Origin of the sequence: Mixta gaviniae (assembly GCF_002953195.1) — a bacterium.
Lineage (GTDB): Bacteria > Pseudomonadota > Gammaproteobacteria > Enterobacterales > Enterobacteriaceae > Mixta > Mixta gaviniae.
On sequence record NZ_CP026377.1, the window covers coordinates 2,035,256 to 2,059,650 of the forward strand.

At 59.8% G+C, this 24,395-nt stretch carries 24 protein-coding genes; 10 read left to right on the forward strand and 14 right to left on the reverse strand.

Going from position 1 to position 24,395, the window contains the following annotated elements; translation table 11 throughout:
- Window positions 1–8 precede the first annotated feature (8 nt).
- From C2E15_RS09515 to spy, 6 genes are all read left to right on the forward strand, one after another.
- Window positions 9–1,226, forward strand: a complete 1,218-nt coding sequence (locus C2E15_RS09515) for a bifunctional succinylornithine transaminase/acetylornithine transaminase (protein ID WP_104957154.1) — start codon at window positions 9–11, stop codon at window positions 1,224–1,226.
- Window positions 1,226–2,257 carry an arginine N-succinyltransferase gene (gene astA / locus C2E15_RS09520; RefSeq protein ID WP_104957155.1) on the forward strand — a complete coding sequence of 344 codons (1,032 nt, stop codon included), beginning with the start codon at window positions 1,226–1,228 and terminating at the stop codon, window positions 2,255–2,257. Before C2E15_RS09515 ends, astA begins: the two co-directional genes overlap by 1 nt.
- Window positions 2,254–3,720 carry a succinylglutamate-semialdehyde dehydrogenase gene (gene astD / locus C2E15_RS09525; RefSeq protein WP_104957156.1) on the forward strand — a complete coding sequence of 489 codons (1,467 nt, stop codon included), beginning with the start codon at window positions 2,254–2,256 and terminating at the stop codon, window positions 3,718–3,720. Before astA ends, astD begins: the two co-directional genes overlap by 4 nt.
- Window positions 3,720–5,051, forward strand: coding sequence for an N-succinylarginine dihydrolase (gene astB, locus C2E15_RS09530; protein WP_104957157.1), 1,332 nt, complete (start codon window positions 3,720–3,722; stop codon window positions 5,049–5,051). The genes astD and astB overlap by 1 nt, the downstream gene beginning before the upstream one ends.
- A 57-nt stretch (window positions 5,052–5,108) precedes the next feature.
- On the forward strand, window positions 5,109–6,116 hold the full coding sequence (gene astE / locus C2E15_RS09535) for a succinylglutamate desuccinylase (RefSeq protein WP_104957158.1): 1,008 nt from the start codon (window positions 5,109–5,111) through the stop codon (window positions 6,114–6,116).
- 340 nt (window positions 6,117–6,456) lie between these two features.
- The gene (gene spy / locus C2E15_RS09540) at window positions 6,457–6,948 is read left to right on the forward strand and encodes an ATP-independent periplasmic protein-refolding chaperone Spy (RefSeq protein ID WP_104957159.1); all 492 of its coding nucleotides are present in this window, start codon (window positions 6,457–6,459) and stop codon (window positions 6,946–6,948) included.
- Window positions 6,949–7,031: 83 nt separating this feature from the next.
- Here spy and C2E15_RS09545 read toward each other — a convergent pair whose 3' ends face one another.
- The 5 genes from C2E15_RS09545 to C2E15_RS09565 all read right to left on the reverse strand — a co-directional run bounded on the left by C2E15_RS09545 (window position 7,032) and on the right by C2E15_RS09565 (window position 11,479).
- Window positions 7,032–8,060, reverse strand: coding sequence for an SDR family oxidoreductase (locus tag C2E15_RS09545; RefSeq protein WP_245912373.1), 1,029 nt, complete (start codon window positions 8,058–8,060; stop codon window positions 7,032–7,034).
- A 100-nt stretch (window positions 8,061–8,160) separates the two neighbouring features.
- Complete coding sequence (gene cho, locus C2E15_RS09550) at window positions 8,161–9,024, reverse strand: excinuclease Cho (RefSeq protein ID WP_104957160.1); 864 nt, start codon at window positions 9,022–9,024, stop codon at window positions 8,161–8,163.
- A 36-nt stretch (window positions 9,025–9,060) separates the two neighbouring features.
- Window positions 9,061–9,288 carry a hypothetical protein gene (locus C2E15_RS21345; protein WP_146108542.1) on the reverse strand — a complete coding sequence of 76 codons (228 nt, stop codon included), beginning with the start codon at window positions 9,286–9,288 and terminating at the stop codon, window positions 9,061–9,063.
- Between the two features lie 51 nt (window positions 9,289–9,339).
- Window positions 9,340–10,167 (reverse strand): ammonia-dependent NAD(+) synthetase, encoded by an 828-nt coding sequence (nadE, locus tag C2E15_RS09560; RefSeq protein WP_104957162.1) that lies wholly within the window; start codon window positions 10,165–10,167, stop codon window positions 9,340–9,342.
- Between the two features lie 121 nt (window positions 10,168–10,288).
- Window positions 10,289–11,479 carry a multidrug effflux MFS transporter gene (locus tag C2E15_RS09565; RefSeq protein WP_104957163.1) on the reverse strand — a complete coding sequence of 397 codons (1,191 nt, stop codon included), beginning with the start codon at window positions 11,477–11,479 and terminating at the stop codon, window positions 10,289–10,291.
- A gap of 285 nt (window positions 11,480–11,764) precedes the next feature.
- On the opposite strand from C2E15_RS09565, the gene osmE reads away from it, so the two are divergent.
- Window positions 11,765–12,100, forward strand: coding sequence for an osmotically-inducible lipoprotein OsmE (gene osmE, locus C2E15_RS09570; RefSeq protein WP_104957164.1), 336 nt, complete (start codon window positions 11,765–11,767; stop codon window positions 12,098–12,100).
- 66 nt (window positions 12,101–12,166) lie between these two features.
- Here osmE and C2E15_RS09575 read toward each other — a convergent pair whose 3' ends face one another.
- The 7 genes from C2E15_RS09575 to hxpB all read right to left on the reverse strand — a co-directional run bounded on the left by C2E15_RS09575 (window position 12,167) and on the right by hxpB (window position 20,040).
- Window positions 12,167–12,589, reverse strand: coding sequence for a DUF6515 family protein (locus C2E15_RS09575; protein WP_104957165.1), 423 nt, complete (start codon window positions 12,587–12,589; stop codon window positions 12,167–12,169).
- A gap of 163 nt (window positions 12,590–12,752) precedes the next feature.
- Window positions 12,753–15,017: a catalase HPII gene (katE, locus tag C2E15_RS09580; RefSeq protein WP_104957166.1), complete on the reverse strand. Its 2,265-nt coding sequence runs from the start codon at window positions 15,015–15,017 to the stop codon at window positions 12,753–12,755.
- A 197-nt stretch (window positions 15,018–15,214) separates the two neighbouring features.
- Window positions 15,215–16,606: an L-cystine transporter gene (locus C2E15_RS09585; RefSeq protein WP_104957167.1), complete on the reverse strand. Its 1,392-nt coding sequence runs from the start codon at window positions 16,604–16,606 to the stop codon at window positions 15,215–15,217.
- A gap of 185 nt (window positions 16,607–16,791) precedes the next feature.
- Complete coding sequence (locus tag C2E15_RS09590; RefSeq protein WP_104957168.1) at window positions 16,792–17,373, reverse strand: metal-dependent hydrolase; 582 nt, start codon at window positions 17,371–17,373, stop codon at window positions 16,792–16,794.
- A gap of 124 nt (window positions 17,374–17,497) precedes the next feature.
- A complete protein-coding gene (gene kduD, locus C2E15_RS09595; RefSeq protein WP_104957169.1) occupies window positions 17,498–18,259 on the reverse strand; it encodes a 2-dehydro-3-deoxy-D-gluconate 5-dehydrogenase KduD in 762 nt (253 codons plus the stop codon).
- A 22-nt stretch (window positions 18,260–18,281) separates the two neighbouring features.
- The gene (gene kduI, locus C2E15_RS09600) at window positions 18,282–19,118 is read right to left on the reverse strand and encodes a 5-dehydro-4-deoxy-D-glucuronate isomerase (RefSeq protein ID WP_104957170.1); all 837 of its coding nucleotides are present in this window, start codon (window positions 19,116–19,118) and stop codon (window positions 18,282–18,284) included.
- Window positions 19,119–19,368: 250 nt separating this feature from the next.
- On the reverse strand, window positions 19,369–20,040 hold the full coding sequence (gene hxpB / locus C2E15_RS09605) for a hexitol phosphatase HxpB (RefSeq protein ID WP_104957171.1): 672 nt from the start codon (window positions 20,038–20,040) through the stop codon (window positions 19,369–19,371).
- Window positions 20,041–20,200: 160 nt separating this feature from the next.
- Between hxpB and C2E15_RS09610 the strand changes: the two genes are divergently transcribed.
- The gene (locus tag C2E15_RS09610; RefSeq protein WP_104957172.1) at window positions 20,201–20,737 is read left to right on the forward strand and encodes a YniB family protein; all 537 of its coding nucleotides are present in this window, start codon (window positions 20,201–20,203) and stop codon (window positions 20,735–20,737) included.
- Between the two features lie 15 nt (window positions 20,738–20,752).
- Here the strand turns inward: C2E15_RS09610 and C2E15_RS09615 are convergent, their stop codons facing one another.
- Both C2E15_RS09615 and ghoS read right to left on the reverse strand, forming a co-directional pair.
- Complete coding sequence (locus C2E15_RS09615; protein ID WP_104957173.1) at window positions 20,753–21,637, reverse strand: fructosamine kinase family protein; 885 nt, start codon at window positions 21,635–21,637, stop codon at window positions 20,753–20,755.
- A 91-nt stretch (window positions 21,638–21,728) separates the two neighbouring features.
- On the reverse strand, window positions 21,729–22,022 hold the full coding sequence (gene ghoS, locus C2E15_RS09620) for a type V toxin-antitoxin system endoribonuclease antitoxin GhoS (protein WP_104957174.1): 294 nt from the start codon (window positions 22,020–22,022) through the stop codon (window positions 21,729–21,731).
- Between the two features lie 178 nt (window positions 22,023–22,200).
- On the opposite strand from ghoS, the gene C2E15_RS09625 reads away from it, so the two are divergent.
- Both C2E15_RS09625 and C2E15_RS09630 read left to right on the forward strand, forming a co-directional pair.
- Window positions 22,201–23,319: an ABC transporter substrate-binding protein gene (locus C2E15_RS09625; protein ID WP_104959138.1), complete on the forward strand. Its 1,119-nt coding sequence runs from the start codon at window positions 22,201–22,203 to the stop codon at window positions 23,317–23,319.
- Window positions 23,320–23,588: 269 nt separating this feature from the next.
- On the forward strand, window positions 23,589–24,350 hold the full coding sequence (locus tag C2E15_RS09630) for a DUF481 domain-containing protein (RefSeq protein ID WP_104957175.1): 762 nt from the start codon (window positions 23,589–23,591) through the stop codon (window positions 24,348–24,350).
- The last annotated feature ends 45 nt before the right edge of the window (window positions 24,351–24,395 follow it).

Here is a 24,395-nt window from a genome sequence, read left to right on the forward strand (position 1 = left end):
AGGCCGCTATGCAACAATCAGTTTCTCGTCAGGATTTTGATCGCTGGATGGTTCCCGCGTATTCCCCCGCCAGCTTTGTGCCGGATCGCGCTGAAGGTTCACGTCTGTGGGACCAGAATGGCAAGGAATATATCGATTTCGCCGGCGGCATCGCCGTGAACGCGCTGGGACACGCGCACCCGGAACTTCAGCAGGCGTTGCAGCAGCAGGCGGCCAAACTCTGGCATACCGGCAACGGCTTTACCAATGCGCCGATCTTGCGCCTGGCGAAACAGCTGATTGACGCCACCTTCGCCGACCGCGTCTTTTTCTGCAACTCCGGCGCGGAAGCGAACGAAGCGGCGCTGAAGCTGGCGCGTAAATATGCCCATGATACCTTCGGCCCGGAGAAGAGCGGCATCGTCGCCTTTAAAAATGCTTTCCACGGCCGCACGCTGTTTACCGTCACCGCCGGCGGCCAGCCCGCCTATTCGAAAGATTTCGCACCGTTGCCGCCGGGCATCGAACATGCGGTGTTTAACGATCTCGAGTCAGCCGCGCAGCTGATCAACGCGCAGACCGCCGCAGTGATCGTCGAGCCGATCCAGGGCGAAGGCGGCGTGCTGCCGGCCGAACCGGCGTTCCTGCGCGGGCTGCGTGAGCTGTGCGATCGCCATAATGCGCTGCTGATTTTTGATGAAGTGCAGAGCGGCGTCGGTCGTACCGGCTCGCTCTACGCCTACATGCACTACGGCGTGACGCCGGACGTGCTAAGCACCGCCAAAGCGCTGGGCGGCGGCTTTCCGATCGGCGCGATGCTGACCACCGAAAAGCTGGCGGCGACGCTGAACGTCGGCAGCCACGGCACTACCTACGGTGGCAATCCGCTGGCGGGCGCGGTGGGCGGCAAGGTACTGGAGCTGATCAACCGTCCCGAGGTACTGGAGGGCGTACAGCAGCGCCACCGCTGGTTTACCGAAGGGCTGAACGCCATTAACCAGCGTCTGCGCCTGTTTAAAGAGGTGCGCGGTCTCGGCCTGCTGATTGGCGGCGTGCTGAATGAAGATTTCAGCGGCAAAGCGAAGCAAATCAGCCTGGCGGCGGCCGAAGAGGGCGTGATGGTGTTGATTGCCGGGGCAAGCGTAGTCCGTTTTGCGCCCTCGCTGATTATCAGCGAGCAGGATGTGAAAGAAGGGCTGGCCCGTTTTGAACGCGCCTGCGAGGCGATCGTAAAAGGAGCTGCCTGATGATGTATATCCGTCCCGTCGCGCGCGACGATCTGCCGCAGCTGCTGGCGCTGGCGGGTAAAACCGGCGGCGGCCTGACCTCGCTGCCGGCCGACAGCAAAACGCTGGCGGCGCGCATCGAACGCTCGATCCAGACCTGGCAGGATACGCTGCCGCGCGCCGAGCAGGGCTACGTCTTTGTGCTGGCGGACAGCGACACGCACCTGGCGTGCGGCATCTGCGCTATCGAGGTGGCGGTTGGCCTGCAGGATCCCTGGTACAACTTTCGCGTTGGCACCCAGGTGCATGCTTCGAAAGAGCTGGAGGTCTACAACAACCTGGCGACGCTGTCGCTGTGCAATGACCACACCGGCAGCAGCGAACTCTGCACGCTGTTTCTCGATCCGGCGCGGCGCGACGGCAAAAACGGTTATCTGCTGTCGAAATCGCGCTTTCTGTTTATGGCCGGCTTCCGCGATCGCTTTATGACCAAAGTTGTGGCGGAGATGCGCGGCGTCAGCGATGAGCAGGGGCATTCGCCGTTCTGGGAAAGCGTCGGTAGCCACTTTTTTTCAATGGATTTCACCCAGGCTGATTTTCTCAGCGGCACCGGGCAGAAGGCGTTTATCGCCGAGCTGATGCCGAAGCATCCGCTCTATGTGCATTATCTCTCGCCACAGGCGCAGGCGGTAATCGGCCAGGTGCATCCGCAAACCGCGCCGGCGCGCGCGGTGCTGGAGGCGGAGGGTTTCCGCTATCAGAACTATGTCGATATCTTTGACGGCGGGCCGACGCTGGAGTGCGATATCGATCGCATCCGCGCGGTGCGCAAAAGCCGTTTGATGACGGTTGAGACGGGCGAGGCGGCGGATGATCTGCCGCTCTGCCTGGTTAGCAATGATAATTATCACCACTTCCGCGTGCTGCTGCTGCGCGCCGATCCGCAGCAGGATACGCTGCGCGTACCGGCAGACGCCGCGGAAATTTTACGCTGTCAGCCCGGCGACGCGCTGCGGGTGGTGCCACTGTGTGGCGAGGAGAAAAAAGCATGACGCACTGCATTAATGGACAATGGATCGCCGGCGGCGGCGAAAGCTTCAGCAAAACCGATCCGGTAGACGGCGCGCCGCTGTGGCGCGGCAACGCCGCCGACACGCAGCAGGTGACCGCCGCCTGCGACGCCGCACGCGCCGCCTTTCCCGCCTGGGCGCGCCTGCCGTTTTCGACGCGTCAGGCGATGGTCGAAGCCTTTGCCGCGCAGCTGGCGCAGCATAAAGATGAGCTGAGCGAAACCATCGCGCGCGAAACCGGCAAGCCGCGCTGGGAGGCGCAGACGGAAGTGCAGGCGATGATCAATAAAATCGCCATCTCCATCAAGGCTTACCACACGCGCACCGGTACCCATCAGGAGGCAGAGAGCGCGCTGCGCCATCGTCCACACGGCGTGTTGGCGGTATTCGGTCCCTATAACTTTCCCGGCCATCTGCCCAACGGTCATATCGTCCCGGCGCTGCTGGCGGGCAACAGCGTGGTGTTTAAGCCCAGCGAGCTGACGCCATTGACCGCTGAAAAAACCGTGCGCCTCTGGCTGGAAGCGGGCCTGCCGCCGGGCGTGCTGAACCTGGTACAGGGCGGGCGCGAAACCGGCCAGGCGCTGGCGCAGCAGCCGCAGATCGATGGCGTGCTGTTTACCGGCAGCGCCAATACCGGTTACCAGCTGCACCGGCAGTTTGCCGGCCAGCCAGAGAAGATGCTGGCGCTGGAGATGGGCGGCAATAACGCGCTGATCGTTGAAGACGCGCCCGATATTGATGCGGCGGTCTGGATCGCCGTGCAGTCCGCCTTTATTACCGCCGGCCAGCGCTGCACCTGCGCGCGTCGGCTGCTGGTAAAACGCGGCGTGGAGGGCGATGCCTTTCTGCAGCGGCTGGTGGAGGTGACCCGCCAGCTGCGTATCGGCCGCTGGAACGACGAGCCGCAGCCGTTTATGGGCAGCGTCATTTCGCCGCAGGCGGCGGAGCGTATCTATCAGGAGTGGCAGAAGCGCATCACCGCCGGCGGCAAAGCGCTGTTAACGATGCGCTGGCCGGCGCGCGACAGCGCGCTGCTGACCCCCGGCATCGTCGATCTCACCGGCGTGAAGCAGGTGGCGGACGAAGAAGTATTCGGACCGCTGCTGGCGGTGGTGCGCTATGACAGCTTTGACGAGGCGATCAGGCTGGCGAACGCCACGCGTTACGGTCTGGCGTGCGGGCTGATTTCGCCGCAGCGCGAGAAGTTCGATCAGCTGCTGATCGAGGCGCGTGCGGGCATCGTTAACTGGAACAAGCCGCTGACCGGCGCCGCCAGCACTGCGCCTTTCGGCGGGATCGGCGCCTCGGGCAACCATCGCGCCAGCGCCTGGTACGCGGCGGACTACTGCGCCTGGCCGATGGCCTCACTGGAGAGCGCAGAACTGACCTTACCCGCCGCGCTGGCGCCGGGCGTTGATTTTGGCCACCGGGAGAAACGCTGATGAAAGCCAAAGAAGTGAACTTTGACGGGCTGGTGGGGCTGACGCACCATTACGCCGGGCTGTCGTTCGGCAACGAAGCCTCGACGCGCCATCAGCATCAGCTCTCCAACCCGCGGCTGGCGGCGAAGCAGGGGCTGCTGAAAATGAAAGCGCTGGCGGACGCCGGTTTTGCGCAGGGAGTGATCCCGCCGCACGAACGGCCGAACCTGCCGGTGCTGCGCCAGCTCGGCTTCAGCGGCACCGACGCCCAGGTACTGGCGAAGGCGGCGCGTCAGGCGCCGCAGCTGCTCTCCGCCGTTAGCTCCGCCTCGGCGATGTGGGTGGCGAACGCTGCCACCGTGTCACCCTCCGCCGACAGTGCGGATGGCAAAACGCACTTCACCGTCGCCAACCTGAATAATAAATTCCACCGCGCGATCGAAGCGCCGACGACCGGCGCGCTGCTGCGCGCGATTTTCCGCGACGATCGCCATTTCGCCCATCACCACGCGCTGCCGCAGGTGTCGCTGCTGGGCGACGAAGGGGCGGCCAACCATAACCGCTTCGGCGGCGACTACGGTGAGCCGGGCGTGCAGCTGTTCGTCTACGGCCGCGAAGAGGGACACAGCGGACTGGTGCCGGCGCGCTATCCTGCGCGTCAGACCCGCGAAGCGAGCGAGGCGGTAGCCCGATTACATCAGCTCGATCCGGCACGCACGATCTTTACCCAGCAGAACCCGGCGGTGATTGACCAGGGGGTGTTTCATAATGACGTGATCGCCGTCAGCAATCGTCATGTGCTGTTCTGCCATCAGCTGGCGTTTCTGCATCAGGATAGCCTGCTGGCGGAGCTGAGCGAAAAGGTGCCGGATTTTACGCCGGTGATCGTCCCCGACGCGCGCGTTTCGGTGGGCGATGCGGTCTCAACCTACCTGTTCAACAGCCAGCTGCTGAGCCGCGATAACGGCGATATGCTGCTGGTGCTGCCGCAAGAGGCGCGTGAGCATAACGGCGTCTGGCGTTATCTTTCCGAACTGGTAGAGAACGGCGGGCCGATTCGTGAGATGATGGTGTTCGATTTGCGCGAAAGCATGTGTAACGGCGGTGGGCCAGCCTGCCTTCGTCTGCGCGTGGCGCTGAACGCCGTTGAGCAGCAGGCGGTGAACCCGGCAGTGATGATGAACGATCGTCTGTTCGACACGCTGAACCAGTGGGTCGACCGTTACTATCGCGACCGGCTCTCTCAGGCTGACCTGGCCGATCCGCAACTGCTGACCGAAGGACGTGAAGCGCTGGACGAGCTGACGTGTTTGCTAGACTTAGGAAGTGTTTATCCATTCCAGCAGGAATAAAAACCGATGCGGCGGCGTCCGCCTGACGCCGTCGGCTTCCGCGTCACAGGAGATGTCATGCAGGATCTGTTACAACAAACGCTCTCCGGCCAGGCGCCGGCTGTTACCAGCGGGACGCTGCCGCATTTGCGCTGGCAGTGGCTGGATGAAGGTATTCTGGAACTGACCCCCCTGACGCCAACGCAGCACGCGGTGGCGATCTCCGCCGGGATCCACGGCAATGAAACCGCGCCGGTGGAGATCGTGAATCATCTGGTTAGCCAGCTGCTGCAGGGCAAGGCGCCGTTGACCGCGCGGCTACTGGTGCTGCTCGGCAATCCGCCCGCGCTGCGCGCCGGCAAGCGCTACCTGCGCTGCGATCTGAATCGCCTGTTCGGCGGCCGCTGGCAACAGTTTGAAGAGTGTCCCGAGGCGCAGCGCGCCTGGCGTCTGGAGCAGGCGCTGGAGACTTTCTGGCAGGCGGGCGCGCATCAGGAAGTACGCTGGCATCTCGATCTGCATACCGCCATCCGCGGCTCTTACCATACGCGCTTCGGCGTGATGCCTCACAGCCAGCGCCCGTGGCCCGACGATTTTATGCACTGGCTGGCGGCAGCGGGGATGGAGGCGCTGGTGTTCCATCGCGCGCCGGGCGGTACTTTCACCCACTACAGCTGTGAACATTTCCAGGCGGCCAGCTGTACGCTGGAGCTGGGCAAGGCGCTGCCTTTCGGGCAGAACGATCTGGCTCTTTTCGCGGCGGCGCAGCAGGCGCTGGCTGCGTTGCTGTTCGGCGAGGCGTTGCCCGATGTCGCCACGCCGCCGCGTCGCTATCGCGTCTCGCAGCAGATTACGCGCAACAGTGACCGCTTCGCCCTGCATATGGGGCCGGAAACGCTGAACTTTACCGCCTTTCCGCAGGGGACGCTGCTGGCGGAGGATGGCGAAACGCGCTATTTCGTGCAGCAGGCGCGGGAGTACGTGCTGTTTCCCAATCCCAACGTCGCCGCCGGACTGCGCGCCGGGCTGATGCTGGTGGAAGATAATGCCCATAACGCCTTGCTCAGCGGCGAACACCTGAAATAACCGCGCCGTCGGGCAGGGCGCCACTGTCAGTCGGGCGGCAATGATGCCGCCAAAAAACGGGCGCCGCCTTTTGGCTCAGCGCGCGTTAACTTTTTCTTTCCTCAATCCTGTCCCGAAGGTTACACTTCTCCACAATTGCCGCCGAATTCCGCACGGTGTCATACTTTTTTGCAATTCCTCACCCAAATCTTCTTATTCTCTCCAGGATCGCTGCATTTTTATCTTCTATGCTTTCAGGGCTTTACTCATGAACTGAGTACTTGACGTTGGCTGTCGTAAACTCATTTCCGTAGCAGCGACACAGGCTGTCGTCATAAAACTGATAAGTAAGGACTATATTATGCGTAAACTGACATCTCTTTTTGTAGCGACTTCACTGGCATTTGGCGCGGCAAGCATCGCTCATGCGGCTGACACGCTGACTCCACCGCCAGCAGGCAGCGAAAAGCCGATGCATCATAAAGGCCCGATGCAGCATGGCCCGATGGGATTGTTCAAAAATCTCAACCTGACCGACGCGCAGAAACAGCAGATGCGCGACATTATGAAAGCGTCGCGCGATGAGATTAAACGTCCTTCTCTGGAAGAGCGCCGTGCGAATCACCAGATTATCGCCGCCGACAGCTTTGACCGCAGCAAAGCGGAAGCGCAGGCTGAGAAGATGACTGCTAACGCAAAAGAGAACGCCGTGGCGATGATGGAAGCGCAGAACAAAATGTATAACGTGCTGACGCCAGAGCAGAAGAAGCAGTACAACGCTAACTTTGAGAAACGTCTGACTGATAAAGAGGCGCACGACGGTAAACTGACTCCTCCGCCAGCTGACGAATAATCGTCGCGCGGAAAAGATATTGAGACCGCCGACGTTGTCCACATTGCCAAATGGCCGTGGGCAACGTCGGCGGTTTTGTTTTATCAGAAGGTGCCAGTGCCGCCATCAGAACACCAGACCTGGCCGGAGGTGAAGCTGCTTTCCGCCGAGGCGAGGGTCACGTAGAGCGGGGCGATCTCCGCCGGCTGGCCCGGACGGCCAAATGGCGCTTCTTCGCCGAACTTCATCACTTTTTCCATCGGCTGGCCGCCGCTGGACTGCAGCGGCGTCCAGTACGGGCCCGGCGCGACCGCATTTACCCGAATCCCTTTCTCTGCAACCTGTTTCGCCAGCCCTTTGGTAAAAGCGACAATCGCCGCTTTGGTCTGTGCATAGTCAAGCAGGATGGCGCTCGGCTTACCCGCCTGTACTGACGAGGTATTGACGATCGCTGCGCCCGGCTTCAGGTGCGCCATCGCCGCTTTGGTGATCCAGAACATGGCGTAAACGTTGGTTTTAAAGGTCTTGTCGAATGATTCGGTAGTGAGATCGGTGATCGATTCCACATACTGCTGGCGGCCGGCGTTGTTGACCAGAATATCCAGCCCGCCCAGCTGCGCGGCGGCATCGTTGACCAGCTTCTGACAGAACGCCTCATCGGTGATATCGCCCGGAATGGCGACCGCTTTGCGGCCCGCCGCCGTGATCAGCGCAATCACCTCTTTGGCGTCCGACTCCTCTTCCGGCAGGTAGTTGATCGCCACGTCAGCACCTTCACGCGCATAGGCGATGGCAACGGCACGACCGATACCGGAATCGCCGCCGGTGATCAGCGCCTTGCGTCCGCTAAGCCGGCCGCTGCCGCGATAGCTCTCTTCGCCATGGTCGGGGCGCGGCACCATTTTGCTCGCCAGCCCCGGCGGATCCTGTGGCTGACGTTCGAAAGGCGGTTTGGGATAGAGTTCGCGCGGGTCTTTGCCGGTTTGCGGCGGCGCGTTGTTCTGCGGCGCGGCGCCGTTACCTTCCGCAGCACCGGCGCTGCCCGCTATCGCCATGCCGGTAACCGCCATGCTGCCCATTAATCCGCCGACAACCTGGCGCCGGGAAAATCCACTGTGATCGTGTTGAGACATGCCTTCTCCTTTTCATCAGTAAAGTGCCCAACAAACGGCGACACACTGATTAAAAGGTAGACGCGGATCCGTAGAGGCGCGAAGCGCAGCGGCAGCGTACTTACAGCGGAATGATCGGATATTTGCCGCTCAGCAGCGGACGACAGAGATATTTATAGCCGTCGTTATCAAAGCCTTTCGGCGGACTGGTCAGGCTTTTTGCCTCGTCGAGATGGCTGACTGAGCCGAGATAAAACCAGTTCTGAATAATATGCATCTGCGTCTCTTTCGGACCTTCCTCTACCAGCGCCACGGCACCAGGCCACGGCCAGCAGACGACGCGTACTTTCTCCAGCGCTTCCAGCAGGCGGCTGTGGTGATCGCTGAGCGGCTCTTTGCCGCAGCAGGCGCCGGCGCAGCGGCCGAGGCTGGCGCGGAAGCAGGCGCGGTTTTTGCTGTGGCTCTCCAGCCCGAGCAGGCTGTAGCAGAGCTGGCGCTCGTCGGCGATTTTCTTCAGCGTCTCCAGCGCGGCGCGGCGGCTGGCATAGAGGCCGAACAGATCCGGCGAAGCGGAGAAGTCGAGATCGCGCGCGTAAACCACTTCCGGGCGGCCGAGACCGTCCCACTGCAGGGAACAGAGCTGCCGGTTGCGCCGCAGACGCTTGTTAAACAGCGGCTGCTGATTTTTGATCATCTGCGCTTCCAGCAGCAGGGCGCCCAGCTCGCCGGCGGTGGTGATCCAGCTGATGCGGCGCGTCAGGCGCAGCATTTTCGCCTCATCCGTTGTGCGGAAGTGAGACATCACGCGCGTGCGCAGGCTGATGCTTTTGCCGATATAGAGCGGCATCACATCGCTGTCGCCGTGAAAAATATAAACGCCGGGCAGATTGGGGATATCGGCCAGAAAAGAGCGCAGATGCTCGGGATATTCATAAATCGCCGCGGGTTCAAATTCCAGGCGATGGCTGGCAGCACGTCTTACCACAGGTGACTCCGTTTTACTGGTTGCATATCCAGTTTATCAGCCGGAATGGAAATTGAACAGTGCAAAAAAGCGGCGCTGGGGCCGGCGGACGTAAGAAGGGTGAAGGCAAACCGCGATGGCGGCAAAGGGGATGAAAGAAACCCGCCTGGCGGTAAAAGGGCGAGGGAAAACCAGCCTGACGATAAACAGAAGGGAGAAGGCCAGCATGGCGATAAACGGGGAGAGGGCCAGCATGGCGATAAACAGGAGAGAGAAAGCCAGCATAGCGGTAAGCGGGGAAAGAAAAGAGCGGACCGGCGTCCGCTCGCGCAGGGTTTATTTTTTCCAGTAATCGTCAAACACGGTCACCGGCAGGCGGCGCTTATGTTCGGTTTTCTGATACCAGCCTTCGATGGTTTTGGCAGCGGATTCGTCGATCTGCTGCCCTTCGAGATAAGCATCGATTTGACCGTAGCTGACGCCCAGCGCCACTTCATCCTGCAGGCCCGGACGATCGTCTTCCAGGTCGGCGGTCGGATGCTTCAGATAGAGATGCTGAGGGCAGCCCAGCTCTTTCAGCAGCATTTTGCCCTGGCCTTTATTCAAACGATGGATCGGGTTGATGTCGGTGCCGCCGTCGCCGTACTTAGTGAAGAAACCGGTCACGGCTTCCGCGCCGTGGTCGGTGCCGACCACCAGACCTTTGGTCATCCCGGCGATGCTGTATTGTGCTTTCATGCGCTCGCGTGCTTTTTCATTGCCGCGCACAAAGTCCGACAGCTCAATGCCCGCCGCTTTCAGCGCGCGTTCGCTCGCCTGTACCGCCTCTTTAATATTCACCACCAGCACGCGATCGGGCTGGATGAAATCGAGCGCGTCCTGACAATCTTTTTCGTCAGACTGCACGCCGTAAGGCAGGCGCACCGCGATAAACTGATATTCCCGATCGCCAGTCTCTTCACGCAGTTCGCTCATCGCCAGCTGGCTCAGCTTGCCGCACAGGGTGGAATCCTGACCGCCGCTGATGCCCAGTACCAGCGTTTTAATAAAAGGGTGGGCTTTCAGATAGGATTTCAGAAACTCAACGCTGGTGCGGATCTCTTCTTTGGCATCGATGGTGGGTTTGACGCCCAGCGCCTCAATGATTTCCTGCTGCAGTGACATAAACCTTTCCTTGAATCAGTAGCCTGATGGCTCGTTGCGAATGCGTATTCTGTTAAAACTAACGCGCATCCGACAAAACGACAAGCCGGTTTGCGCCCGGAGCGTCCCGGGCGCCGCGATTTCAGACAGTCTGCGGTTTTTGCGCCAGCAGCAGAAACATAACGATCGCCAGCAGGTAGCAGCCGAAAATGGTCAGCGTCATGGTCAGCACCGAGGTGCCGCCAAGGCCGGTGACCGGCACGCTGATGGCGCCGAGAGTAAACATGGTGACGCCAATCACCGCCGACGCGCTGCCGGCGCGTTTGCCCTGGCTCTGCATCGCCAGCGATGCCGCCGTTACCGAGATAACGCCATTGCTGGCGACGCTAAAGAACAGCGCCGTCAATACCAGCGGCAGCGCCGCGCCGGAAAGCCCGGTCAGCACCAGCGTGCCGGAGGCGATAAACGCCAGCGTCAGGCCGCCTTTCAGCACGCGATATTCGCCCCAGAGCGGGCAGAGACGCGCGCTGGTTTGCGAGGCGATCACCAGCCCCAGCCCGTTGAGCGCGAAGCAGAAGCTGAACGCCTGCGGCGACAGGCCGTAGATTTGCTGCAGCACGAACGGCGAGGCGCCGATATAGGCGAACATGCCGGACATCATAAAGCCCTGCGTCAGGCAGAAGCCCATAAACGGACGGTGGGTCACCACCTTACCCAGCGCCGCCCAGGCGGACAGCAGCGAACCCTGGCTGCGGCGTGCCGCAGGGAGCGTTTCATGCAGCTTCAGGCGCGCCATCGCCAGCAGCAGCAGCGCGATCAGCGCCAGCGTCATAAACAGGCCGCGCCAGTCGAGGAACGCCATCAGCGCGCCGCCCATCACCGGGGCGGCGATCGGCGCCAGGCCATTGACCAGCATCAGCATGGCGAAAAAACGCGTCAGATCGTGGCCGCTGTACATGTCGCGGGCGATGGCGCGCGACAGCACCGCGCCGCCGGCGCCCGCCAGGCCTTCAAACAGCCGCGCCAGCAGCAGTTGGTCAATCGTTTGCGCCAGCGCGCAGCCGACCGAAGCGATAAACAGCAGGATCAGTGAGAGCGTCAGCGGGCGCAGGCGACCGGTTTTATCGCTGAGCGGGCCGAAGATCAGCTGGCCGGCGCCCAGCCCCAGCAGGCCGGCGGTCAGGCTCAGCTGGGCGGTCGCCGTCGGTGTGTGCAGATCGGCGGCCAGCGCCGGCAGCGCCGGCAGGTAAAGATCGATACAGAGCGGCCCCAGCGCCGCCAGTAAACCGAGGCTAATGGCATAACCGATACGGTTAGAGTGAGTGGCAGGCATTGCGTTGTTTTTCTCCCTGTCAGGAATGATGATGTGGTATCCATTGCGCGCGGATTTCTTGAGATCCGCGTCAGGCCGCGATAGCGGGCGGCCAAATTATACGAACAAGCGCCGCCGCGCCCTACGGTTTTCCGTCGCGACAATCGCCGGGAGCAACCACCGCCGTGCCTGAAGCAGGCTGTGAAGTCTGAAAAAAGAAAAATGCCCGGCCATAAAGTTGATAAATCAGCCATTATGTTCCACGCTTATCCCTACATGGACAATAAATGAATGAGGAACAACAAGATGAAAAAATTCACAGGATTAGTTGGTGCTGCTGTGGCTCTGGCCGTGTTATCTGGCTGTAGCGCTTACGATCGTGCTGAAAGCTATGTGACTCAGCCGGTTGTTAAGGATGTGAAAAAAGGGATGACGCGTGACCAGGTCCGTCAGGTCGCGGGTCCGGCTTCCACAGAAATCACCATGGTACACGCGCGTGGCACTTGCCAGACTTATGTCCTGGGCGAGCGCGACGGCAAGCCGCAGACCTATTTCGTCAGCTACAGCGATACCGGCCGCGTAATGAACTACGGCTTCCAGAGCTGCAAAGAGTACGACACCGATCCGCAGGCCAATCAGTAAGGCCGGATAGCATATTAACGGGGGCGGTCCGCAGGGGCCGCCCCCGTTGTTGTATGCGCGGCCCGGTTATAGCCCTGACGGCCGCGGCACCTCCAGATACTCTCCGTCGACAGTACGCGCATAGTAGTGTCCATCCTGCACATAGTAGCGGCGTCCGTTATAATCCAGCGCGCGTATCGCGTCGCTAAATCCCCTCTGTGCGACAGGTGGCTGCGCCACCACATAGCCATCGCCCTGACGCTGATAGTAGCTGCCGTTCAGCAGGTAATACGTCAGCCCGCCAATCAATACCGCCGTCGCCGCTTCCGGCAGAAAACGGAAGGGCGCAGGACGCCGCCAGCCGCGGCCTTCGCCGCCATGATGCCAGCCAGGACCGCCTTCGCCGCCATGGTGCCAGCCAGGGCCGGGACCCGGTCCGCCCGGATGCGCGATGGCCGCGACGGGTGCTGCCAGCGTCAGCGCCAGTAGCGATGCGATAAGTTTTTTCATGGGCGTTCTCCTGCGTTAGCTCACCGCAGAATTGCGCTGAACGCGGGAAAAAACAAGCGTAATCAGGCCGCTTTTGCGCTTCCTTACCACGCTTAACGCTTTCTTAACGCCGGGGGAGAAATGTGAAGAAAAAAGGCGGGCCGCGTGGCCCGCCGGGGGAACATCAGGCAGGAACGCTTAACGCTTTCTGGCTGCGCGACCAGATACGGTGCGCGCCGAGGAAGGAGATAAACTCGCTCATTAATACGCCTTCCGCTTTCACATCCTCGATCAGGCCCTCTTCAGGCTCATCGTCGCCCAGGCCGAACTGCGCTTTAAAACGGCGCGCGTCGCCGCTCAGGGCGATCACCTTCAGATGTTTATAAGCTTCCAGCAAATAATAGCGCGCGTCGCCGCTCAGCAGCAGCGCGTCGATATTGCCGTCCGGCACGATCACCGCATCGACCGTCACTGACGGCAGGCCGCTGAAGGTGCCGTCGATCGGCAGGGTGGAGCCGTCGTCGGCGCGCACCTGACCCATATGTGCCGCCAGCAGCTTAGCGTGGACGCCATGCGCTTTCAGCTCCTGCAGGATCGCCAGCACGTCGGCGGCCTTCACGCCGTCGCTCAGCAGCAGCGCCACCTGACGGCCTTTGATATTGCCGCTTGGCACGGCATACAGGCTCAGGCTGGCATCTTTGCGCAGGCCGTTAACATCTTTCGGCGGCGCGGTGTGCAGCTTATCATCCGACAGCGCAATGCCGAGGTTCTGCGCCACGCCGTGCGCCAGCGATACATCGATATGCAGCAGGTGATCGACCACGCGCTCGCGAATATAGGCGCGCGCCACTTTGCTCAGCTCAAACGAGAAAGCGTCGATAATATGCTGCTGCTCGATCGGCGTCTGGCTCAGCCAGAACAGACGCGGCTGCGAATAGTATTCGCCGAAGGAGGGGCTGCGCTCGCGCACTTTATGCCCTTCGATACGCTCCTGATAGCTTTCAAAACCGCCGCGCTGCGGCTGCGGCGGCGTTTCGCGCGGCCAGTTGTCGTTGATGGAATTCGGCTCATAGTTCGCCGGATTGGTATCGATATCCATGCGGTGCATGCCCTGACGCTGGAAATTATGGTAAGGGCAGACCGGACGGTTAATCGGAATTTCATGGAAGTTAGGGCCACCGAGACGGCTGATTTGCGTATCGGTATAGGAGAAGAGACGCCCCTGCAGCAGCGGGTCGTTAGTGAAATCGAGGCCCGGAACGATATGGCCCGGATGGAACGCCACCTGTTCGGTTTCAGCGAAGAAGTTATCCGGGTTGCGGTTCAGCACCATTTTACCGATCAGCTCTACCGGCACCAGCTCTTCCGGGATCAGCTTAGTGGCGTCGAGCAGATCGAAATCGAATTTGAACTCATCCTCTTCCGGGATCAGCTGCACGCCCAGCTCATATTCAGGATAATCGCCCGCTTCGATCGCTTCCCACAGGTCGCGGCGATGGAAATCGGGATCGCGGCCGGTCAGCTTCTGCGCTTCATCCCACAGCAGCGACGCTTTGCCCGCTACCGGCTTCCAGTGGAAGCGGACGAATGTCGCTTTACCTTCCGCGTTAATCAGGCGGAAGGTATGAATGCCGAACCCTTCCATTGTGCGATAGCTGCGTGGAATGCCGCGGTCAGACATCGCCCACATAACGTTGTGCAGCGTTTCCGGCTGCAGCGATACATAATCCCAGAAAGTGTCGTGCGCGCTTTGTCCCTGCGGGATTTCGTTGTGCGGCTCAGGTTTTACCGCGTGGACAAAGTCTGGAAACTTATGTGCGTCCTGAATAAAGAAGACCGGCGTATTGTTGCCGACCAGGTCGAAAACCCCTTCCTGGGTATAAAATTTGGTAGCGAAGCCGCGAATATCGCGCACGGTGTCGGCAGAGCCGGCGCTGCCCTGAACGGTGGAAAAGCGGACGAAGACTGGCGTGATCTGATCGGGATCGCGCAGGAAATCCGCTTTTGTCACCTCGCTCATCGAGCGATAGGGCTGAAAGTAGCCGTGCGCTGCCGAACCGCGCGCGTGAACGATACGTTCCGGGATGCGCTCATGGTCGAAATGCGTGATTTTTTCACGCATGATGAAATCTTCCAGCAGCGTCGGCCCACGCGTGCCGGCCTTCAGGGAGTTCTGATCGTTGGCGATGCGCGTGCCCTGGTTGGTGGTCAGCGGGAAGTTTTCGCCGCCTTTGCGGTGCGCCTCGAGCTGATCGAGCTTGGCGTTACGCGTATCGGGCGATTTCAGGCTGCCGGGGGCGGTGGGCTGTTTGCCGGGCGGCGTCGGTTCGGCAGAAGGCTTGTGAGAACCATCCTCAGGTGCCAGAGAATCAAGGCCAGGCTTAGCGGATTCAGGACCTGTAGCCGGTGCGCTGTGGCTCAGTTCCTTATTATCGGTTTCTTTCGACATTAGCATTGCTCCTGTTGATGTCGTTCAAGGCTTCATTAACTATAGAACAGCGCGCAAGGTACGCCTGGAGTTTTCGGGGATTTGTGTTATATCAGACCGCATTCGGAATGGCGGCACGGCGGAGCAGAGAGAATGCGGGCGAAAAAAAAGGGCCGGATTATCCGGCCCTTAGCATTTTACTGTGCCATGCGCTGCGTTTAGCGATGCACCAGCTCGCGCTGCTCCTCGCTGTTGAGCAGCGCTTTGTCGGTTTGCCCCAGCCAGTGACTGGTCAGCGAGCCGGCGGTCATCGATCCGTTGACGTTCAGCGCGGTGCGCCCCATATCGATCAGCGGTTCGATGGAGATCAGCAGGGCGACCAGCGTGACCGGCAGGCCCATCGCCGGCAGCACAATCAGCGCGGCGAAGGTCGCGCCGCCGCCCACGCCCGCCACGCCGGCGGAGCTAAGGGTAACGATGCCGACCAGCGTCGCGATCCAGACCGGATCGAGCGGGTTGATGCCCATCGTCGGCGCTACCATCACTGCCAGCATGGTCGGATAGAGACCGGCGCAGCCGTTTTGTCCGATAGTGGCGCCAAACGAGGCGGAGAAGCTGGCGATCGATTCCGGCACGCCCAGACGCTGGGTTTGCGCTTCTACGTTCAGCGGAATGCTGGCGGCGCTGGAACGGCTGGTAAAGGCGAAAGTGATCACCGGCCACACTTTACGGAAAAAGCGCAGCGGATTAATGCCGTTCGCCGACAGCAGCAGGGCATGCACCGCAAACATGATCGCCAGACCGAGATAAGAAGCGACGACAAAGCTGCCGAGTTTGATAATGTCCTGCAGATTAGAGCCGGCCACCACTTTGGTCATTAGCGCCAGCACGCCGTACGGCGTCAGCTTCATGATCAGGCGCACCAGCTTCATCACCCACAGTTGCAGGGTGTCGATCGCTTTCAGCACGCGTTCGCCTTTTTCCCGATCGTCCTTCAGCAGCTGCAGCGCCGCCACGCCAAGGAAGGCGGCGAAAATCACCACGCTAATGATCGAGGTAGGGTTAGCGCCCGCCAGGTCGGCAAACGGATTTTTCGGAATAAACGACAGCAGCATCTGCGGCGCGCTCAGGTCGGCCACTTTGCCCGCATAGTTTGACTGAATAGCGGAGAGACGGGCGGTTTCCTGCGCGCCCTGTACCAGACCTTCGGCGCTCAGGCCGAACAGCGTGGTAACGAATACCCCGACCAGCGCGGAGATGGCCGTGGTGAACAGCAGCACGCCGATGGTCAGCACACTGATTTTTCCCAGGGAGGAGGCGTTATGCAGGCGTCCGACGGCGCTGAGAATAGAGGCGAAAACCAGCGGCATAACGATCATCTGCAGCAGCTGCACATAGCCGTTGCCCACCACGTTGAACCAGGCGATCGATTCTTTCAGCACCGGCGCGCTTTCGCCGTAGATCAGCTGCAGCGCCAGACCGAACAGCACGCCCATTACCAGGCCGACCAGCACTTTCTTCGACAGACTCCAGCCGTTGCGGCCCAGCCTGGAAAGCACCACCAGTAAGGCGATAAACGCCAGGATATTGAGAATAAGCGGAACAGTCATCCTGTTTTCTCCATAAATATGCCCCACAGCGGAGCCGTTCTGGCGCTGTGAGGCAGGGTGAAGATATTTTTATCCACGCATTAAGTTGCGCAACTGACGGAATGGTAACAGGCTGGACAGAATCAGGATTAGAACCGAATGGAATGGGTTATAACTTTTTGCCTAAATTCGTATGAAAATCAGCCTCACCTGAGGCTGATTAAGCGATCGATACCGGACTGAACGTTATTCATCAGCTGCGCAGGCCAGCCGTCGGCGCCGAAATGGGGCATACCGGGCGGGAACCACAGCGCACCCGCCACCAGCGCCAGGCAGAAAATGCGCTCCAGCTGATTGCCTGCTTTGGTGGTGAGGATGGGCAGACGAAAACGCCAGCGGCAGGGCCAGAGCAGCGGCACGCCGGCAGGGGTGAGCATATCGGCGGCGATATGGCTCAGATAGCCTAACACCATGCCGTGCATGGCATCGGTCGGCACGGGCCAGCCGTGCGGCAGGTTTAGCTTTAGCAGCGTGACGCCGCCCACCACCGCCAGCAGGCTATGGGTAAAGCCGCGGTGCCCGAACGCGCGCGCGATCGGGTGCGATATCCAGCGAAAACGCTGGCCCAGCGTGGAGCGCGGATGGTCGATATCGGGCAGCAGGCAGGTCAACAATACCGCCGGCATAATATGCCACCAGTCGCCGTTGGCCAGCTCTGGCGTTAACTCTGCACGCTTGGCAAATATCGCGCTGGCAATGGCGAAAATAACGTGGCCTTCGGCCGTCATGAGGATAACCTGGATACATAACTGTCAATGTATCCAGTATAGGGGATTTATACAGTGGATTGGAAGTTGTGACGCTGTAACCAAAAGTGAATGCCGGACGGGGCGAGGCCCCGTCCGCTAAGGTTTAGCGCGCCAGCCAGCCGCCGTCGACCGCCAGCGTGTAGCCGTTGACGTAATCAGACGCGGAGGAGGCGAGGAACACTACCGGCCCCATCATATCGTCCGGCTTGCCCCAGCGCCCGGCGGGAATACGGCCGAGAATTTCCTGGCTGCGGCCTTCATCGTTGCGCAGCTGCTCGGTATTGTTGGTTGCCATATAACCCGGCGCGATGGCGTTGACGTTGATATTGTGCGCCGCCCATTCGTTGGCCATCAGGCGCGTCAGGCCCATTACCGCGCTTTTCGAGGCGGTGTAGGAAGGCACGCGGATGCCGCCCTGGAAGGAGAGCATCGAGGCGATATTGATAATCTTGCCGCCGCTGCCCTGGCTAATGAACTGACGCGCCACCGCCTGTGACATAAAGAACACCGTCTTGCTGTTGATGTTCATCACGTCATCCCAGTTCTGCTCGCTGAACTCAATCGCGTCCTGACGTCGGATAATGCCGGCGTTATTCACCAGAATATCGATGCGGCCAAACGCGGCCACCGCCTGTTCCACCACCTGCGGGATGCAGCTGCTGTCCATCAGATCGGCATTGATATTGACGAACCGACGGCCGGTCGCTTCAACCAGCGCCGGCGTGTCGTCGGCACCGGAGTGGTTAACGCCGATGATATCGCAACCCGCCTGCGCCAGCCCGACGGCCATGCCCTGGCCCAGACCGGTATTGCAGCCGGTGATCAGGGCGACTTTGCCTTCCAGATTAAATGCATTGAGAATCATGATTCGCTTCCTTTTGTCACCGTTAACGCAGTTCACTGACTTTGACGTGATCCATATCGTCAAACACCTGGTTTTCACCCACCATGCCCCAGATAAAGGTATAGCGTTTGGTGCCGACGCCGGCATGAATCGACCAGCTCGGCGAGATCACCGCCTGCTCGTTATGCACCAGCAGATGGCGCGTCTCCTGCGGCTGGCCCATCATATGAAACACCGCCGTTTCCTCATCCATATCGAAGTAAAAGTAAACTTCCATTCGGCGTTCGTGCGTGTGGCAGGGCATGGTATTCCACAGGCTGCCTTCATCCAGTTTGGTGAGGCCCATGGTCAGCTGACAGGTGGGCAGTACGTCCGGCACGATAAATTTATTGATGGTGCGACGGTTGCTGGTGGAAGCATCGCCCAGTGTGGTGGGCGAGGCTTCTTCGAGCGTGATTTTCTTATCGGGGTAGCGCGTATGCGCCGGGGCGCTGTTGTAATAGAACTTCGCAGGGCGGCTGGCGTCGACGCTTTTAAACACCACGGACTGCGCGCCCATGCCGACATAGAGCGCCTGCTCGTTGCCGATCTCCCAGGCGTTGCCGTCAACCTCGATCAGGCCCGGCCCGCCGATATTGATCACGCCCAGCTCGCGGCGCTCAAGAAAGTAGCTGACGCCGAGCTGCTTGCCCACTTCGCTGCCGATGGTGACGCTGGCGCTGACCGGCATCACGCCGCCGACGATAATGCGGTCGATATGGCTGTAGGTCATAGTGTAATTATCGGCGTCGAAAATCTTTTCGATGAGGAATTCGCGCCGCAGGCCGGCTGTATCCAGCTGGCGGGCATGATCGCTGTGAATGCTTTGACGGACTTGCATGTCGAGGCCTCTCTGACGTAACAAACGTGTAAAGGTGAGGTGTTACCTCTGTCGTGAACAGCATAATAGGCTTGGTGGGACAGCAATTCAATAAAAATGAAATGGCGTTTTATTTATTTTGCATGCCGGATCATGTTTGCGAGAAAAAGTGCGACGACGTAACGGAAAACGGATGCGGCGGGCGCATGGAGGCGGGCTGAAGGGTCGGCACAGTTATTCCGCCCGCAAGGCGGGCGGGAAAAAAGGGCGGTCAGCCGCCTTTGAGATGTTGGGGGGTCAGGGCGACAAGCGAGTCGAGCCTGACATCGGCCAGCGCCCAACGCGCATCCTGTCGGTATTCCGCAGCAGGTACCACGATAGAGCGCATACGCGCCGCTTTGGTGGCGATCATGCCGTTAAAGGAATCCTCCAGCGTCACGCAGTTCAGGGGATCGACGCCCAGTTGGGCGGCGGCGTCGAGGTAGACCTGCGGATGTGGCTTGCTCCAGGGCAGCGCTTCCGCCGAGGCGAGCGTGTCGAAGTAATCGCGCAGGTTAAACAGCGCCAGCACTTTTTCCAGCATATGCAGCGGCGAGGCGGAGGCCAGGCCCACCTTTAGCCCCTGGTCGCGGCAGAGTTGCAGCGCCTGCTCCACACCCGGCAGCAGCGGCTTTTTCTCTTCCACCAGCTGGATGGCGCGCGCAATAATGCGGTCGGTCACTTCCTGCTGGCTCGGACCACGCCACGGCAGCGTTTCATACCACATGCGTACCACCTGATCGATACGCAGCCCCAGCGTATCGGGCAGCTCGCTGCGGCGCGAGAGATCCACATCCAGCGTAGAGAAGATATCCAGTTCGGCCTGATCCCACAGCGGTTCAGAATCGATCAGCAGGCCATCCATATCAAATATGGCGGCCACGACAGGTCGGGTATAGGTCATACAAAGCTCCGTGTTGACAGTTTATTTCACCATAGCATGAAGACCGCCAGCAGGCATGCCCGCGCGGACAGGATAAAAGCGTGCGCCGCCGCTTTTTTTCAGGCACTTTTCCCGCACAGCAGGTAGACTTACAGCCAGACAACAGGTGCAAGGAGAAACCATGACTTATCAACAGGCTGGCCGTGTCGCCATTATCAAACGCGTGGCCGGCTGGATTATTTTTATACCGGCGTTGATTTCCACGCTGGTTTCACTGCTGAGCTTTATGTTCAGACACAGCGAAAAACGCCCCGGTATTGATGCGGTGCTGATGGATTTTGTCCATGTGATGATCGACATGATCCGCTTTAATACGCCTTTCCTTGGCTTTTTCTGGCGCAATTCGCCGGTGCCCGATTTTAACGCCGGCAGCAATATCGCTTTCTGGCTGATCTATATCCTGATTTTCGTCGGCCTGGCGCTGCAGGCGTCCGGCGCGCGGATGTGGCGCCAGTCGCGGCATCTGAAAGAGGGTGTGGAAGATATGCTCATCCTCGAACAGGCGCGAGGCAGTGAAGGGCGCAGCCGTCAGCAGCTGGAAGAGAAGATCGTCGTGCCGCGCCACACCATCTTTGTGCAGATTTTCCCGCTCTATGTGCTGCCGGTGATGATCGCCGTGGCAGGCTATTTCGTGCTGTCGCTGCTCGGCTTTATCTGAGCAGCCCGCCGGGCCTCAGGCCCGGCTTCTTTCCCGCTCATCCTGATCCAGCAACGCGCCAACCGCGCGCTGCGCCTCCCCGAGCCAGCTGCTGCCGAAGACGTTGGCGCGGTTGAGCAGATAGTAGAGCTGGTAAACCGTCTGGCGCTGCAGGTAATCCGCCGGCAATGGCCAGACCGACTGATAGCCCGCCAGCACTTTTTCCGCCAGCGCCGGCGCATGGGAAAGCATCGCCAGCTCGCATTCGCGATCGCCCCAGTAGCAGGCAGGATCGTAGATCCACGGGCCTTCATCGCTGCCGGCGCAGTTGGCGGGCCACAGATCGCCATGCAGCAGCGACGGCTGCGGATGATGCGTCGCCAGCGCGCGCTGCACGCAGTCGATAATTAGCTCGGTATTGCCGTACAGAATGCCTTTTTCCGCCGCCAGCTGCAGCTGCCAGCCGATGCGCTGTTCTGAGAAAAAACGCGACCAGCGCCGTTGCCAGCCGTTGGGCTGAGGCATTGAAGTGATGTTGTTATCGAAATCGAGGCCGAAGTGAGGCTGTTCGCTCCACTGATGCAGGCGGGCAAGCTGCTGGCCGAGCAGCAGGGCGCTTTCCGGCTCCAGCGGCCGCACCGGAATATACTCCAGCAGCAGAAAGCTGTAGTCGCGATCGCTGCCGATGCCATACACCCTCGGCACCCGTACCGTGCGGCTGCGCGCCAGCAGCGCCAGCTGATCCGCCTCTGAGGTAAAGACGGGCAGCATCTCCTGGTCGTTGCATTTCACAAACACCCAATGCTCGCCGTAGCGGATGCGCCAGGCGGCATGCACTTCACCGGCTGGCAGCTCCACGCGATGGCTGATTTCGGCGTTCCCTAACTGCTCACTCAACAGACGACTTATGGCTGACCACATGGGGTTATCCTCATCTTCGCTGCGTAATGATCATCTTAGCGGGTAAAGGTTACGCAAACCTGGCGCGAACGCACAGGGCGGCGTTGACGGTTCAGAAACGGTTTTGCTGCCGGTAGTCATCAAACGTCTGCACGTCGACTTCCGGCGGCGCCTCCAGCGCCACATCGCCAATGCTCTGCGCCTGTGCGCGGATCTCCTCAGGGCTTTTTGCACTGACGATGCCGTAGCTGTTGGTGCCCAGCTCGTGCGCGCGTCCCTCGTCATCGTGCAGGGTGGTGGTAAAACCGGCGCCGGTCATGACGCTGTTCAGCGCCAGGCCGGCCGCCAGACCGGTATCCTGGTAACGAAAGGTAACAACATAACGGGTTACGTCTGAAGCAGTCATATTCACCTCGTTGTTCCCGAAAGAAATTTCAGCTTAGACCAATGAGGGCAAAGGGGCGAGCCGTGAATAAAACGGGTTTGATAATGCAATTAATTATCATTACTATCATGGCGCTAACTTTATGAATAATAATCCAACAGGCGACGCCTGTCACAAGGAGAACGATGTGAATCGCGCGATGAAAGTTTCTGTGTCCGTTTTGATGCTGGCCGCTTCCGCATCGGCGGCCGCCACGACGTATCCTGTCACGCTGACAGATTTTGATGGGCAGAAAATTACCCTGAAAAAAGAGCCGGCGCGCATTGTGGTACAGGATGGCCGCGATATTCTGGCGCTGGCGCTGCTGGATCGCGCGGATCCTTTCCAGCGCATCGTCGCCTGGAACAACCTGCTGAAGAAAAGCGACGGCGAAACCTGGCGGCTGATGCTGAGCAAATGGCCGCAGGCGGCGCGCATTACCGATATGGGCTTCAGCGATAAGGGCGAAGTGAATCTGGAGAGCGTGATTGCGCAGCAGCCTGATTTAATGATTGCGCAGCTGCGCTCTAAACCTTCGCTGACGCAGACCGGCGTACTGCAAAAGCTGCAGCAGCTGGGCATTCCGGTAATGTTTATCGATACCTTTAAAAACCCGGTGCAGGATGCGCCCGCCAGCATCACCCTGATGGGCGAAGCGCTGAACCGCGAGCAGGAAGCGCAGCAGTATACGCAGTTCTACCAGCAGCACTACCAGGCGATTCAGGAGAAGGTGCGCGCCGTTTCACCGAAGCCGCGCGTCTTTATCGAAGCCAAGGCGGGGCTGGGCGGCCTGGAATCCTGCTGCTTCACCCATGGCCACGTTGGCTGGGGGGCAATGGTAGAAGCGGTCGGCGCGACCAATATCGGCTCTGAACTGCTGCCAGGCGCCACCGGTGATATCTCACTGGAGAAGGTTATCGCCATGAAGCCGGACGCCTATATCGTGTCGGGTTCGCAGTGGGCGAGCAAAAATAATGCGGCGGTGCCGTTCGGCTACGGCGTAACGCAGCAGCAGGTCGATAGCGCCTTTACCCAAATGAAACAGCGTCCAGGTTTTGCCGAGCTGCAGCCGGTTAAAGAAGGGCGTTTTTACGGCGTCTATCACAACTTTTATAACCATCCATGGAATATCGTTGGCCTCGAATATCTGGCGAAATTTATCTATCCGCAGCAGTTTACCCAGCTCGATCCCGCCAACAGCTGGCATGAAATTGTGACCCGTTTCACCACCATTCCCGAAGGGAAAGGGGTGCTGGGCGCGCAGGCGCCGCGGTCCTGAAAGTGAAAAAGCACGCCGCCCGGCGTGCTTTTTATTGATAAATAAAGAAAAATTCTAATTCATCCCGCCCTGCTGCGTTTCGCCTGAATACCCTTTATAATGCGCGCCGTTAATAAGAAGATTCCCATTCGTAGTCCTTTTTCAGCAGGATGTTTAGGAATTCGGGCCATTTAACGCTTGTTTACAATATTTACGGTAAATGACGTTGATTGCCGCGCAAAACGCTTCAGACTCTCCCTTTTTTAAAACTGTCGTACGGATCACACATAATGAACCTGTTTAATAAGTTTTCTGTTGCGCTGCTGCTCTCTGCGGGCGCCTTTGCTCACCAGGCCATGGCTGATAATAATGTCTTTACCGTCATGGATGACCCTTCTACCGCCAAGAAAACTTTTGAAGGTAACGCCGCTGCCGGCTACCTGGCGCAAACCGGCAACACCACCAGCTCATCGCTGACCGCGCAGACCAACATGACGTGGTATCAGCCGAACACCGCCTATAGCCTGTGGGGCAACGCCGCCAATACCTCTTCCAACGATGAGCGCTCTTCAGAGACCTATCAGATCGGCGGCCGTACCCGCTACAACATGACCGACAGCGATTATCTGTTTGGTCAGGCGAGCTGGCTGAGCGATCGTTTCAATGGCTACGATTCCCGTGATGTGCTGGCTGCCGGTTACGGTCGTCAGGTGTTGAACGGGCCGGTGCATTCGCTGCGCATGGAATTTGGTCCGGGCGTACGCTATGACGATTTCCACGACGGTGGCCACGAAACGCAGGGCCTGGGTTACGGCGCGCTGAGCTATCAGTGGCAGATGACCGACACCACCAAATTTATCCAGGGCGTGTCGGTGCTGAGCAGCTTCAACGACAATACCACCGTCAACTCCGAGACCGGCCTGCAGGTCGCCATCAATGCGCACTTCGCGCTGAAGCTGGCCTATAACGTCACCTGGAACAACAATCCGCCGGAGTCGGCGTCGGAACATACCGATACCAAAACGCAGATCCTGCTCTCCTACGCGATGTAATTGTTCGCGCAGCAATAAAAGCGGGCCGCCCATCGCGGCCCGCTT